The organism is Bradyrhizobium sp. UFLA05-153 (assembly GCF_054185185.1).
This window is the reverse complement of record NZ_JBBIAM010000042.1, coordinates 37,154-50,830: the sequence shown is the minus strand read 5'-3', so window position 1 is coordinate 50,830 and position 13,677 is coordinate 37,154. Positions and strand designations below refer to the sequence as shown.

At 65.1% G+C, this 13,677-nt stretch carries 10 protein-coding genes; 5 read left to right on the top strand and 5 right to left on the bottom strand.

The features are described 5' to 3' along the window. Positions 1–92: 92 nt before the first annotated feature. A complete protein-coding gene (gene pyk, locus Q2941_RS24285) occupies positions 93–1,529 on the bottom strand; it encodes a pyruvate kinase (RefSeq protein ID WP_027521918.1) in 1,437 nt (478 codons plus the stop codon). Then, a complete protein-coding gene (locus tag Q2941_RS24280; RefSeq protein ID WP_027521919.1) occupies positions 1,526–2,128 on the bottom strand; it encodes a DUF1036 domain-containing protein in 603 nt (200 codons plus the stop codon). Before Q2941_RS24280 ends, pyk begins: the two co-directional genes overlap by 4 nt. Before the next feature lie 160 nt (positions 2,129–2,288). Here Q2941_RS24280 and Q2941_RS24275 point away from each other — a divergent pair, with 160 nt between their 5' ends. The 4 genes from Q2941_RS24275 to Q2941_RS24260 all read left to right on the top strand — a co-directional run bounded on the left by Q2941_RS24275 (position 2,289) and on the right by Q2941_RS24260 (position 5,418). Beyond that, a complete protein-coding gene (locus tag Q2941_RS24275; RefSeq protein ID WP_458193942.1) occupies positions 2,289–2,591 on the top strand; it encodes a DUF1244 domain-containing protein in 303 nt (100 codons plus the stop codon). Positions 2,592–2,849: 258 nt separating this feature from the next. Beyond that, positions 2,850–3,122, top strand: coding sequence for a DUF2312 domain-containing protein (locus Q2941_RS24270; RefSeq protein ID WP_027521921.1), 273 nt, complete (start codon positions 2,850–2,852; stop codon positions 3,120–3,122). Positions 3,123–3,209: 87 nt separating this feature from the next. After that, complete coding sequence (locus Q2941_RS24265; RefSeq protein ID WP_458193941.1) at positions 3,210–4,976, top strand: adenylate/guanylate cyclase domain-containing protein; 1,767 nt, start codon at positions 3,210–3,212, stop codon at positions 4,974–4,976. A gap of 19 nt (positions 4,977–4,995) precedes the next feature. Then, positions 4,996–5,418, top strand: a complete 423-nt coding sequence (locus tag Q2941_RS24260; protein WP_027521923.1) for a DUF1801 domain-containing protein — start codon at positions 4,996–4,998, stop codon at positions 5,416–5,418. Between the two features lie 77 nt (positions 5,419–5,495). Here the strand turns inward: Q2941_RS24260 and Q2941_RS24255 are convergent, their stop codons facing one another. The 3 genes from Q2941_RS24255 to Q2941_RS24245 form a co-directional block, all read right to left on the bottom strand. Beyond that, a complete protein-coding gene (locus tag Q2941_RS24255) occupies positions 5,496–7,127 on the bottom strand; it encodes a peptidoglycan L,D-endopeptidase MepK (protein WP_458193940.1) in 1,632 nt (543 codons plus the stop codon). A 350-nt stretch (positions 7,128–7,477) separates the two neighbouring features. Beyond that, on the bottom strand, positions 7,478–9,709 hold the full coding sequence (locus Q2941_RS24250) for a L,D-transpeptidase family protein (RefSeq protein ID WP_458193939.1): 2,232 nt from the start codon (positions 9,707–9,709) through the stop codon (positions 7,478–7,480). A 339-nt stretch (positions 9,710–10,048) separates the two neighbouring features. Continuing rightward, a complete protein-coding gene (locus tag Q2941_RS24245; protein WP_027521926.1) occupies positions 10,049–11,551 on the bottom strand; it encodes a sigma-54-dependent transcriptional regulator in 1,503 nt (500 codons plus the stop codon). A gap of 124 nt (positions 11,552–11,675) precedes the next feature. On the opposite strand from Q2941_RS24245, the gene Q2941_RS24240 reads away from it, so the two are divergent. Continuing rightward, on the top strand, positions 11,676–13,571 hold the full coding sequence (locus Q2941_RS24240) for a M3 family oligoendopeptidase (RefSeq protein WP_458193938.1): 1,896 nt from the start codon (positions 11,676–11,678) through the stop codon (positions 13,569–13,571). Positions 13,572–13,677 lie beyond the last annotated feature (106 nt).

Genomic DNA, 13,677 nt, shown 5'->3' with positions numbered 1-13,677 from the left:
GCGCGCGTAGAGCGCCAACCGGAATCTCGCGTCACAATCTCCGGTTCCGGGTTCGCCCGCGCTTTGCGCGGACGCCCCGGAAAGACGGGATGTTACATATTCGCGTCGCCCTCGGGGCCGACGGAGGCGATCCGCACCATGTTGGTGGTGCCGGGGATGCCGAGCGGCACGCCGGCGACGATGATCACGCGCTGGCCGGCGCGGACAAAGCCATCGCGAAACGCGATCTGGCCGGCGCGGCTGACCATGTCGTCCTGGTCGCGCGCGTCTTCCGCCACCACGCAATGCACGCCCCAGACCACCGCGAGCTTGCGTCCCGTGGTGATGTTCGGCGTGATCGCCACGATCGGCGGCTTCGGCCGCTCGCGCGCCACCCGGATCGCGGTCGAGCCGGAGCTGGTCCAGCAGATCAGTGCCGGCAGGTCGAGCGTCTCGGCCATCACGCGCGCGGCGTCGGCGATCGCATCGCCTGCGGTCGCTTCCGGGTCCGGCCGCTGGGCGGTGAGCACGGAGCGATAGGTCGGGTCGCGCTCGACCTCCTCGCCGATGCGGTTCATGGTCGAAACCGCCTCGACCGGGAACTTGCCGGCAGCCGATTCGGCCGACAGCATGATGGCGTCGGCGCCTTCATAGACGGCAGTCGCGACGTCAGAGACTTCGGCGCGGGTCGGCACCGGCGACTGGATCATGGATTCCAGCATCTGGGTGGCGATCACCACCGGCTTGCCGGCGCCGCGCGCCATCCGCGTCATCTGCTTCTGCAGGCTCGGCACGCGCTCCAGCGGCAGCTCGACGCCGAGATCGCCGCGCGCCACCATCAGCGCGTCGGAGGCCTCGATGATGTCGGCGAGGCGGTCGATCGCCTGCGGCTTCTCGATCTTGGCCATCACCGCGGCACGGCCGCGGATCATCTTCTTGGCTTCAAGCACGTCATCGGCGCGCTGTACGAAGGACAGCGCGATCCAGTCGATGCCGGTGGTCACCGCAGCCTCGAGGTCGGCGCGGTCCTTCTGGGTCATCGCCGAGACCGGCAGGTCGGTATCGGGCAGGCTGACGCCCTTGCGGTCCGACATCTTGCCGCCGACCACGACACGCGTCACCGCGTGTTCTTTCGAGGTCTGCTCCGCGATCAGCCGCACCTTGCCGTCATCGAGCAAGAGCGCATGGCCGGGCCGGAGCGCGGCCAGGATCTCCGGGTGCGGAAGGTAGACGCGGGTCGTGTCGCCCGGTGCCTTGTCGGAGTCCAGCGTGAAGGTCTGGCCGTTCTGGAGTTGCACGGCTCCTTCGGCGAACGAGCCGAGCCGGAGCTTCGGCCCCTGAAGGTCGACCAGGATGCCGATCGGCCGCCCGTAGCTGGATTCGACATTGCGGATCGTCGCCACCAGCTCCCGCATCTTGTCATGCGGGGTGTGGCTCATATTGATGCGAAAGATGTCTGCACCGGCCTCGAACAGGCGGCGGATCGTCGCGAGGTCCGAAGAGGCAGGTCCCAGGGTCGCGAGAATCTTGATACGGCGAAGTCGCCTCATGGCTTATTTCCAGGCGGGGGCGGGGGTGCTGGCGCAAGGCCAGGAGAGCCCGGGGGCGTAGCACCCGGCGGGCTATTGGGCAAACCCGGAACGCCGCCACCCGGGCCAACCGGGCCCGGCAGACCAGGTACCCGCTGTTGCGAGGGCTGTTCGTTGGCGTCGGTCAGCTGCACCGTCCAGGCGCGCTGCTCGCCGGTATCGACCTCGAAATAGCCGGTCCGGTCATAGCCGCGGGCGAGGCAGTCCTCGGTGCCGCGGATGGTGAATTCCTTGTCCCGCGAGCACATGAAGGCCTGGCCCGACCATTCGCCGCCGCGGTCGTAGTCGATCGCGTAGATGTAATAGTAGCGCGCGACCAGCGTGCCCCGCAGCAGCGTCTCGCAGGAGCGGGACGAGATGTTCCACCAGCCCTCCGTGGTCCACCCATCGGCGTCCTTGTAGCCCAGCGCGATCCCGACCCGGCTCGAAGTGTTGTTGCAGAGGCGGAAGTCGGCCGATGCGGGGCTGGTCGACAGACATAGCACGGCGATCGCCAGCGCCGGGGCGAGGCGGACGAGCCATGTGGAGAGGCGCTGGAAGGCGGGAGATTCGGCGATCATAGTCGCGGGAAGCTATATCAGATCATTGACGATTTGGCGTAGGGCGCGGGAACTGCCTAAGGACGGTTCAAGGGCCTCGTTTGCACCGTGATATGGCAAAATCTGTGACAAAGGCCTACCTAGTCCGTAAATGGTCAGTCCGGACAGTGAGGTCATCGTCATGCCAATCGACGACAAAACCAGAACAGAGCTCGAGGCAGCGGCCTTCCGGCGCCTGGTCGAGCATCTGAAGACGCGGACCGACGTCCAGAACATCGATCTGATGAATCTCGCCGGCTTCTGCCGTAATTGCCTGTCCAATTGGCTGAAGGACGCCGCCGACTCAAAAGGGGTGCCGCTCAGCAAGGACGAGAGCCGCGAGGCGGTCTATGGCATGCCCTACGAGACCTGGAAGGCGAAGTACCAGGGCACGGCCACGCCTGGGCAGCTCGAAGCCATGAAGAAGGTCCATCCCGGGCATTGAGCCGGTCAGGTTCGTCGTTCCGGGGTGCCGAAGGCGAACTCGGAATCTCGAGATTCCGGGCTCGATGCGTTGCATCGCTCCGAAATGACGCAGGTTTGGGGCACGACCATCTGCTCCGCCGCATCTCTTGTGGGTGCGCTGTGGACGAGCGCGATGCTGCCTTGACGTAACGGCTGCCAAACCTAAGGGTCAAACCAGCACGCGCGGTGCGAGGTCGCCGGCGTTACCTCACCTTGCCAATTCCATCAGGAGTACGAGATGGCCATTGCTACCGCCGTCGACGAAGAAGCGCCCGCCACGAAATTCGCCAAGGATCAGCTCCGCTCCATCATCGAGCGCATCGAGCGGCTGGAGGAAGAGAAGAAGGCGATCTCCGACGACATCCGCGACGTCTATGCCGAGAGCAAGGGCAACGGCTACGACGTGAAGGCGCTGCGCACCATCGTGCGCCTGCGCAAGCAGGACCCCAACGAGCGCGCCGAGGCCGAAACGATCCTCGAGACCTACATGCAGGCGCTGGGAATGCTCTGAGGGGCCGGCACGGCCTTTCAATTGCAGCGCACCAAACCTAGGCAAAATCCGCTTCTCTGCTAAGCTGCTCGGTGAAGGGACCGAGCAATGGATGCGCCTGGACCAGAGCGCAGGCTCGCCGCAGTCCTCGCCGCTGACATGGTCGGCTATAGTCGTCTCATGGAGGCCGACGAGGCGGGCACGCTTGCGCGCCTCAAGACCCACCGGATCGAGCTCATCGATCCGGTCATCAGTCGCAACCGCGGACGCATCATCAAGACCACGGGCGACGGACTGCTCGTCGAATTCCACAGCGTCGTCGATGCCGTGCTGTGTGCGGCCGAGGTTCAGCGCCGCATGGGTCGGCGTAATGCCGATGTTGCGCCGGGACGGTGGATACAGTTTCGCATCGGCATCAATCTGGGCGACGTGATCGTCGACCAGAACGACATTTTTGGCGATGGCGTCAACGTCGCGGCCCGGCTGGAGGCGCTGGCCGAACCTGGCGGCATCTGCATCTCGAGCGCCGTTCGCGACCAGCTCGGCCAGCGTCTCGATGGCGTCGAATTCGATGATCTCGGCGAGCAGAACGTCAAGAACATCGTGCGGCCCATCCGCGTGTACCGTGTCCGGCTGCACGAGGAGACGGCCGACGCGCCTGACGGCACGACGGACACCGCCCCCGCGCCGGGCGTTTCGAAGAAGCCTTCGATCGCGGTGCTGCCCTTCGCCAACATGAGCGGCGATCCGGAGCAGGAGTTTTTCGCCGACGGCCTGACCGAAGACATCATCACCGAGCTGTCGCGCTTCCACGATCTGCTCGTCATCTCCCGCAACTCGGCCTTCGTGTACAAGGGCAAGGCGGTGAAGGTGCAGGACGTCGCCCGCGAGTTCCGCGTCGACTATGTCGTCGAAGGGAGCGTGCGAAAGGCGGGAGGGCGCGTGCGCGTCACCGTGCAGCTGATCGACGCCGAGACTGACCGGCACATCTGGGCGGATCGCTATGACCGCGAGCTCGAGGACATCTTTGCGATCCAGGACGAGATGACCCGCGCGATCGTCTCGACGCTGCCCGGCCGCGTCGAGGCGGCGAGCCACGATCGCGCGAAACGCAAGCCGACCGACAACATGGCGGCCTATGAATGCGTGCTCGCCGCCAAGATCCTGCACCACCGCTCGAACCGCGACGACAACGCGCAGGCGCAGTCTCTGCTCGACCGGGCGCTTTCGCTCGACGCGAACTACGCCCACGCGCATGCCTGGAAAGCATGCGTCCTCGGCCAGACCTGGGTTTACGGCTGGTGTGCGGATCGCGACCTGACTTTCCAGCACGTGTCTTCCGAGCTGGAGACGGCGCTGGCGCTCGACGACAATGACAGCGACGTCCACCGCATCCTCGCCGCGCTCAACCTGAACCGCGACGACCATGACAGGGCCACCTATCATCAGGAGCGGGCGCTCGCGCTCAACCCGAACTATGATCTCGTGGTGGTGCAGCAGGGCGAGCTGCTGACCTGGCTCGGCCGGCCGGAGGAAGGTGTCGACTGGATCAAGAAGGCGATGCGGCTCAACCCCTATCACCCCGAGCGCTTCTGGAGCCATCTCGGGCGTGCTTATTATTGTGCCGAGAAATATGCCGAAGCCGCCGAAGCCTTTTCACGGATCACACGGCCCGATCATACTCATCATGCATTCCTGGCCGCGATCTTCGCGCAAATGGGCAATGCGGTTGCGGCCGGCGCTCACGCGGCCGAGGTTCTCAAGCGCGAGCCGGCATTTTCGGTAGCCAATCATCTCACCACCCAGCACTATAAGCGCGAGGTCGATCGTCAGCGCTACGAGACGGGCCTTCGCGGGGCCGGCCTGCCGGCCTGAACCATCAAAGGGGGAGAGCGTGACTGAGCCGCCATTGCCGCGCGAGGTGAGCCGAGCCTTCGAGGCTTTTCCGCCGCTGGTGCGCCGGCGACTTCTCGACGTCCGCAAGCTGATCTTTGCAACGGCCAAGGCGCATGACGACGTCGGTCCGCTGACCGAGACGCTGAAATGGGGCGAGCCGTCCTATCTGACCGAGCGAAGCGGAAGCGGCAGCACCATCCGGCTCGGTCGCGTGAAGGAGTCCGATGATCATGCCGCAGTTCTGTTCAACTGCAAGACAACGCTGATCGAGAGTTTTCGCGAGCGGTTTCCAAACCAGTTCGAATATAGGCAGAACCGCGCGCTGCTGTTGCCGCTGGCGGGCGCGCTGGCGAAGCAGCCGCTCGCGGTCTGCCTGTCGCTGGCGCTCACATATCACCTCGACCGCCGCGGCCGGAGATAGTTCCGACGTCGTCCTGGCGAAAGCCCATGGGCTTTCGGCAGGACGACGTCGAATTTGCGGAGAGTGGGGAGGAGCAATCAGCGCAGCGCGGCGGTGCGCACCACGAAGGACGTCGTCTCGAGCTTGGTGGTCGCCGAGCCCGAGAAGCTGTCGCAGGACATGCCCTGCATCGGATCGTCCGTGAAGCCCATCGCGATGACGGCCTGGGGCTTGACGAAATAGGCGCGCATCGCGGCCATGTCGACATCGCCCATCAGCGTCACCGACATCGAGCGGCTGGCGCTCGGCGCCAGCATCACGATCTTGAGCCACATGCTCTCGCCCTTGGCGGCGGAGAGTCGCGTCGAGGTCGCGATCATGCCCTGCGCGCCCTTCGCAACGACGGTGTTGATCTCGGTCGCCTGGGCGAGGCTGCGGGTCGCGGAAGTGGGGCGGCCCGCGCGCGGGATCGGCGCGGAGGCGGCGACGACGTTGGCGCGGTCGACCGGCGAAGCGGCGGCCGGCGCGTAGGCCAGCGCCTGGTAGGCCGAGGAAGAAACGCTTGCGGTCGCCTGCGGATCGGTCGCCGAGGCCAGCGCCTGGCGCGCCCTGAGCGCCGCGACCTGGGCCGGCGTCGCCTGCTGGGGAGCCGCCGGCGCATCCCAGAAGCCGCGGGCGTTGATGATGTCGGCGGGCGTCTGTGGCTTCGTTTCAGTTGATTTGGCGTCAGCCGATTTGTCGGCGGCAGGAGCTGCCTTCGGCTTGGCCGGCTGCACGACCTGCATGTCGGCCGCGGCGAGCTGGAGCGCAACTTGCGGCTTGGCGCGCGGCGTCGGCACCGGATCGGCGGTCTTCTCAGTGGTCTTGGCAGGCGCGGCTGCCGCAACCACGGTCGGCGCCGCCGGCTTCGCACTGACGGCCGGCGCGCCCTCGTCATCCTCGTCGCTGCTGGGGGCCGACTTGCCCCTGAACAGCGCCGCTAGGAAGCCCGGCTTGCCGATCGTCGCGGCGTCGTCGCCATTGCCGCGCCGCTCGATGTCGGCCCTGGCGAGCTCATAGCCCTTCAGCGGCGTGCCATCGGTCGGCAGGTGCACCGTGCGGCCGTCCGGGAAGACACGGGCGAGCTGGTCATGCGTCATGCGCGGCCAGTGCCGGATGCTGCCGGTGTCCAGATGTACGAAAGGCGAGCCGGAGGTCGGGTAGAAGCCGACACCGCCGCGTTGCAGGCGGAGCCCCGCGAAGCGGATCTGCTCCAGTGGCACGCCGGGAATGTAGAAGTCCATCGCATGGCCCAGCATGTGCTGGCTGAAGCGCGCCACTCCTGATGAGCGGCGGCGGAGCATGGCGTTGGTGGCGGGGGAGCGGTAGGAGGAGACGATCTGGATCGGCTGCTTGCCGTCGACGTCGCGATAGACTTCCCAGAGGATATCGAAGAGGTGGCGGTCCATCACGGTCTCGTCCTGGCTGCGCCAGTCACGGAGATAGTGATTGAGCTGCTTCAGCGCGGCCTCGTCATAGCGCCCGTCGCGCTTGAAGGTGACGGTGAGGTCTTCGCCGGAATGGGTATGGTGGAAGGAGAGGGTGCGGGTCTCGTTCAGCGCGGTCGCATCGTGAACGGAGCCGGCGCCGGCAAGCAAAAGCAGCGAGGTCAGGCCGATCCGGGATCCGGCCCTGATTCCCGCATGGGACAACGACACCGCAACGAATTGGCGTGCGAAACCAGCCAGCACGAATGAGCCCACCCAGTCGACGAGCGTTCAATGGACTCTCCCGCCAACCCCGCTAGCGCGCGAAAGAGGATGAACGCTTTCTTAAAGCGAGAAGGTTAATTTGAAGTTTACCTTCCCGCCCCCAACCCCAACGAAATCCCAAGAGGGATCCCAAGTTGAAAACCCAAGTCGAAAACCCAAGTCGAAAAACCCAAGTCAGGGTACAGACCTAACCGGTCGAGTGTGGCGAAAAAACGCCCCTCGCGGCGGATCTGGTGGAGAATGGTTAACGTTAAACGATCCCGTCAGATGACGGGACCGTTGATTTCATTGAGGAATTTATTCTTAGGCGCGAGGCCCGCTGGTAGGGATCAGCGGGTGAAAACGCGCTGCTGACGCCGGCCGACCGGAGCCGGCGGCGGGGTCGGCGCGCCGAACAGCCGCCCGAAGAACGACGGGCCGGACGAAAAGCCGCCACCGAAGCCACTGTTCGCCACCGCGACGCCGGAGGGCAGGGTCGTGGCAGGCCGCGAGTAGCTCGGCTGGGAATGCGCGACGACGTTCTCGAGGTCCTTGCCGCGGCCGTTCTTCAGGATGTTGATCATGGTCGCGTCGCGGCCATAGACGTCCTTGCGGAATTGCAGCTTGCCGCCGTCATCCACGAACGCGGTCTGGTAGGTGATGTTGACCGGGATCGGGATGGGGAATTTCAGGTCGATCTCGCTGGAGCCGTACATGCCGCGGATGCGCTCCGGCGTGTAGTGCTCGTTCGGCATCGCGATATTGAGCAGCACCGAGGCATACTGATCCGGATTCTGCACCCGCATGCAGCCATGACTGAATGCACGGTCTTCCCTGGCGAACAGATGCTTGTCCGGCGTGTCGTGCTGATAGACCAGGAACTTGTTCGGGAAGTTGAAGCGGATGCGGCCGAGCGCGTTGGCTTCACCCGGCGGCTGCGAGATGTGTACGGAGCCGTCGCGGTTCTGCTCGAGGCGCAGGCCCATGCGCTGGAGCACGGTCGGGTCCTGCTGCAGTGCCGGCAGATATTCGTTGTAGACGATCGACGGCGGCACGTTCCAGGTCGGGTTGACCGTGATGTACTTCATCGTCTCGCTGAGCAGCGGGGTGGCGTGCGTGCCGGGCTTGCCCGTGACCACGCGCGTGGTCCAGACCTGCTGGCTGCGCTGCATCACCTTTAGCGTGTAGTCGGGAATGTTGAGGATGACATAGGCATCGCCGAGCGACGGCACGCCGAGATCGCGCGGCAGCCAGCGCCAGCGCTCCATGTTCACGAGCACGGTGTCGATCTGCTTGTCGCGCTTCGGGCTGTTCAGCGCCCTCACGGTCGGCGCATCGAGCACGCCGGTCGCCTTCATCTCGGCGCCGTCCTGGAATTTCCGCACGGCTTCCGCAACCGTTGCATCATAGTGGTCGTCGTTGGCGTTCTCGGTGATGCCGAGCTTGGCGCGGAGCTGCGGCACGCGCGGATCCTGCACCACGACTTCCGCCTGCTTCTTGCCGCGTGCCGGCGTATACTTCAGCGCCGGGCCATCGGTGATCTCGATCACCGGGCCTTCGCCCTGGCCGCGGAGCTGGGCGAGCTTCGCCTTGAGCTCCTTGTAGAGCTTCTGCGGCGGGTTGTAGCTGTCGAGCGTCGCCGACGCATCAGTCGCGGTCGTGACCTTGGTCAGCACCTCGCTCGGGTCGATCGGATGCTCGGGATAGAGGATATCGGCGCTGACCTGCGACCAGTGCATGCGGCCGCTCTGCGCCTGGCGCGCATAGTCCAGCATGCTGGCGGTGAGCTTGAGCTCGGCCTCGGCGAGTGCATCGGGCGTCGTGGCCGCGGCGAAATCCGGTACCGGGTAGTCGGCGGCGTTGAGGCCGTCGGAGGCCGCATCCTTCAGCCGCGCGATCACGCCCTTAGCCGAAGCGGAGAGGCTGCCGCCCTGCGTCCAGACCGGCGCGAAGTCACGCCCGCCGTAAAACTTCTCGACGGCGGCGCGCTCGTTCTTGCGATCGAAATAGCGCGAGCTCTTGGCGCTGAGCGCGTCCTTGATCTTGTCGGCAACCGGCTGGTCGGCGGCGGGAACGTTGCTCGCGGCCTTCACCGGCTCGGAGGCCGGCTCCTTGGCGACATCCTTCGGCGGCTCGGCTGGTGCTGCAGCGGTCGCAGGCGCCGCGGGAGCGGCCGGCGCGGTCGCAGCCTCGGTTTTCGTCGGTTCAGTTTTGGCGGGTTCGGACTTCGCCGTCTCGCTCTTCGGCGCCTCAGTGGCGGGCGTCGTGGCGACGTCGGAAGGTTTGGTTTCTACTTTCTCGGGCGCCGGTGTGGCTTCCGCCTTCACGGGCTCCTTGCTGGTCGCGTCCTTGGCCGGCTCCTGCACCGTGGCCGTGGTGTCGAGCTTGATGTCGGCGGCGGTCGGCGGCGGGACGTTGGCCGGTTCGGGGCGCGGGATCGCGGCTTCGATCGCGAGCTCCGCGGCGCTGCTGCGCGCCTGGTCCTGGGCCAGCGCCGAAGTGGCCGACACCGTGAGGAAGGTCGCCGCGACCGTCATCAGCACGCGGTCGAAGCCTGCACGGTGGTTCAAACAGTCACGCATTGTGTCGCACCCCGGGTGAACTGCCCCTCTTGGAGCAGCTTCGTTATCGTCTATGAGCTTCGGCTAACCGCGCCGGCTTCTCGAAAGTTGCACGCCCGCACGCCACGACTCTCTATACGTACGCAGACGATATACAGGCCCCGTTTTTGCAGCCAGCGCTACCCGGGACAACTCACGACAAACTGACTTCAAGGAAGCCTCTTGGCAACGGATTGTGCGCTTCTGCCACGCGCTTTTCCCTTTGTCTGTCACTTCCCGGTCACGGTTCAAATCGTACGCAATGCGAAGGACTTGCGCCCCGTTTGGGCCACAATAGAGAACGTCGTTGCGCGAGCCCGCTCAGTGCGTCTCCTCACCGCTTTTGCCGCCATGTCCTTGGACGCCGGCTTCGTCGAGTTTGCGGTAGAGCGTGGAGCGGCCAATTTTGAGGCGGCGCGCGACCTCCGACATCTGTCCGCGGTAATGCGAGATCGCGAAGCGGATGATTTCGTTTTCCATTTCCTCCAGGGGCCGTACTTCTCCTGTGCTGGTCAGCATCGCGAGCGAGCCGGCGGCAGGCAACGGGGCGATCGGTATTTCGTTACCTGAGATCATGGCGGGGACTGTGGACGCGACCGGCTCCAGGATCAGCGGGGCCGTCGGGGCGTCGCTCATCTGATGCGGATGCCCGGCGAGCAGCGGGAAATCGTCCAGACCAAGCTGGTCGCCCTCGCTCATGACCACCGCGCGATAGACCGCGTTCTCGAGCTGGCGGATGTTGCCGGGCCAGTCGAGCGTGGCGAGATGCGCCATCGCCTCGCCGCTGATGCCGGTGATCGGGCGGTTCTCTTCGGCAGCGAACCGCGCCAGGAAATGCCGCAAGAGATGCGGGATGTCCTCGCGCCGCGCGCGCAGGCTTGGGATCGTCAGTGGCAGCACGTGAAGGCGGTAGAACAAATCCTCGCGGAAGTGGCCCTGCTTCACCCGGTCCAGGAGCTTGCGGTTGGTCGCGGAGATGATGCGGACGTCGACCTTGACCGGCTTGCGGCCGCCGACGGCCTCGACCGCGCTTTCCTGCAGCGCGCGCAACAGCTTGACCTGCGCGGTCAGCGGCAGCTCGCTGACCTCGTCCAGAAACAGCGTGCCGCCATGGGCCTCGACGAATTTGCCGGCGTGCCGTTCGGTCGCGCCGGTGAAGGCGCCCTTCTCATGGCCGAACAGGATCGACTCGACGAGATTGTCGGGAATCGCGCCGCAATTGACCGCGACGAACGGCTTTGCCTTGCGCTCGCCGCTGCCATGGATGGCGCGCGCGAACATCTCCTTGCCGACGCCGGAGTCGCCTTCGATCAGGACGGGAATCGAAGAATTTGCCGCCTTCTGCGCGGCACGCATCACATGCGCCATAGCGTCGCTGCGCGTGATGATGTCGGAAAACGTCAGCCGGCCCTCGCGGCTGTGCCGGATGCGCTGCAATTCGCCCTTCAGCGCGGACGCGTTGAGCGCGTTGCGCAAGGAGACCTGGAGCCGCTCCATGCCGACCGGCTTGACCACGAAGTCGGCCGCGCCTGCACGCATCGCCGAGATCACGTTGTCGATGCCGCCATGCGCGGTCTGTACGATGACGGGCACGCTGAGGCCCGCCTCGCGGATCTTTGCCAGGACGCCCATACCGTCGAGGCCGGGCATCACGAGATCGAGGATGACGGCGTCGACCGCCGGTGCGTCGGGGGCGGTGAGGGCGGCGAGCGCGGCATCGCCGGAATCGACGATGATCGTTTCATAGCCGCATTTCTGCACCATGTTCTCGACCAGGCGGCGCGCGACGGCGTCGTCATCGGCAATCAAAATACTGGCAGCCATGGTGTTCCCCGCACGCTACAACTATCTGTCTCGAATCGGGGCACTCTGGCCGAAGCCGATTAACGCACTCTTAAACCTTGCTGACCCCATCCATTGCGAACGTTGAACACAGGTTTCCAGCACAATGACTTCGCGCTTCAAGTCCCCTCTTAACAAGCCCGCGTCTAGCACGTCTGTTCTCCGCAAGCCGAACACCAGAAAAGCCACCGCCAAAGCAAAACCCTCCGGCAAAGCTCCAACCAAAGCCGGCAAGCTTCCGGAGTGGAACCTCGCCGATCTCTATTCCGGGATCACCGCGCCGGAAGTGGCGCGCGATCTGGAGAAGATGGATGCCGATTGCGTCGCGTTCGAGACCGACTACAAGGGCAAGCTCGCGACAGGGACAGCAAAGGAAGATGGCGGAAAATGGCTCGCGGAGGCCGTGCGGCGTTACGAGGCGATCGACGATCTCGCCGGCCGGCTCGGCTCCTTTGCCGGGCTCGTGCATGCCGGCGACAGTGTTGATCCCAAGATTTCAAAGTTTTACGGCGACGTGTCGGAGCGGCTGACGGCCGCCTCCACCCATCTTCTGTTTTTCGCGCTCGAGCTCAACCGGATCGATGACGATATTTTGACCCGCGCGATGCAGGCTTCCGAGCTCGCGCATTACCGCCCCTGGATCGAGGATCTGCGCAAGGAGAAGCCGTATCAGCTCGACGACAAGCTCGAGCAGCTCTTCCTGGAAAAGGCGCAGACCGGCTATTCGGCCTGGAACAGGCTGTTCGACCAGACCATCTCCGGCCTGCGCTTCAAGGTCGGCGCCAAAGAGCTTGCGATCGAGCCGACGCTGAATCTCCTGCAGGACCGCGACGGCGCCAAGCGCAAGACCGCGGCGGAAGCCTTGGCAAAAACCTTCAAGGCCAATGAGCGTACCTTCGCGCTGATCACCAACACGCTTGCCAAGGACAAGGACATCTCCGACCGCTGGCGCGGCTTCAAGGACGTCGCGGATTCCCGCCATCTGAACAACCGCGTCGAGCGCGAGGTGGTGGATGCACTGGTCGCCTCGGTGCGCGCGGCCTATCCGAGACTGTCGCATCGCTACTACGGACTGAAGGCGCGCTGGTTCAAGAAGAAGCGGCTCGCCTATTGGGATCGCAACGCGCCGCTGCCCTTTGCCGCGACCGACACCATTGCCTGGCCCGAGGCGAGGAACATGGTGCTGACGGCCTATCGCGGCTTCTCGCCCAAGATGGCCGACATCGCCGAGCGCTTCTTCAGCGATCGCTGGATCGATGCGCCGGTCCGTCCCGGCAAGGCGCCGGGCGCCTTCTCGCATCCGACCACGCCGTCGGCGCACCCTTACGTGCTGATGAATTATCAGGGCAAGCCGCGCGACGTGATGACGCTTGCGCACGAGCTCGGTCACGGCGTGCACCAGGTGCTGGCGGCCAGGAACGGCGCGTTGATGGCGCCGACGCCGCTGACGTTGGCCGAGACCGCCAGCGTCTTCGGGGAGATGCTCACGTTCAGGCGGCTCCTTGCCCAGACCAAGAATGCAAAACAGCGCCAGGCGCTGCTCGCCGGCAAGGTCGAGGACATGATCAACACCGTGGTGCGGCAGATCGCGTTCTATTCGTTCGAGCGCGCCGTGCATAGCGAGCGCAAGAACGGCGAGCTCACCGCGACGCGGCTCGGCGAGATCTGGCTTTCGGTGCAGGGCGAAAGCTTGGGTCCCGCGATCGAGATCAAGGCGGGCTACGAGAATTACTGGATGTACATCCCGCACTTCATCCATTCGCCGTTCTATGTCTACGCCTATGCGTTCGGCGACTGCCTCGTGAACTCGCTCTATGCGGTCTACGAGAATGCCGCTGAGGGCTTTGCCGAGCGCTATCTCGACATGCTCGCTGCCGGCGGCACCAAGCATTATTCCGAGCTGCTGCGCCCGTTCGGGCTCGATGCCAAGGATCCCAAGTTCTGGGACGGCGGCCTGAGCGTCATCGCCGGCATGATCGACGAGCTGGAGGCGATGGGCTGAAGCGGCCCGGCCGCGTCAGCCCTCTCAACGGAATTGGTCCGCATCTCATGGCTGCGACATTTTTTCGCGAGCTCGGCTATGAGCTCGTGGACGCAGTGCCGCAGGT

Excerpts from the sequence above, each read along its gene's own strand:
- Q2941_RS24240 (WP_458193938.1), top strand. The coding sequence starts at position 11,676 with ATGACTTCGCGCTTCAAGTCCCCTCTTAACAAGCCCGCGTCTAGCACG.
- Q2941_RS24245 (WP_027521926.1), bottom strand. The coding sequence starts at position 11,551 with ATGGCTGCCAGTATTTTGATTGCCGATGACGACGCCGTCGCGCGCCGC.
- Q2941_RS24270 (WP_027521921.1), top strand. The coding sequence starts at position 2,850 with ATGGCCATTGCTACCGCCGTCGACGAAGAAGCGCCCGCCACGAAATTC.
- Q2941_RS24280 (WP_027521919.1), bottom strand. The coding sequence starts at position 2,128 with ATGATCGCCGAATCTCCCGCCTTCCAGCGCCTCTCCACATGGCTCGTC.
- pyk (WP_027521918.1), bottom strand. The coding sequence starts at position 1,529 with ATGAGGCGACTTCGCCGTATCAAGATTCTCGCGACCCTGGGACCTGCC.
- Q2941_RS24275 (WP_458193942.1), top strand. The coding sequence starts at position 2,289 with ATGCCAATCGACGACAAAACCAGAACAGAGCTCGAGGCAGCGGCCTTC.
- Q2941_RS24250 (WP_458193939.1), bottom strand. The coding sequence starts at position 9,709 with ATGCGTGACTGTTTGAACCACCGTGCAGGCTTCGACCGCGTGCTGATG.
- Q2941_RS24265 (WP_458193941.1), top strand. The coding sequence starts at position 3,210 with ATGGATGCGCCTGGACCAGAGCGCAGGCTCGCCGCAGTCCTCGCCGCT.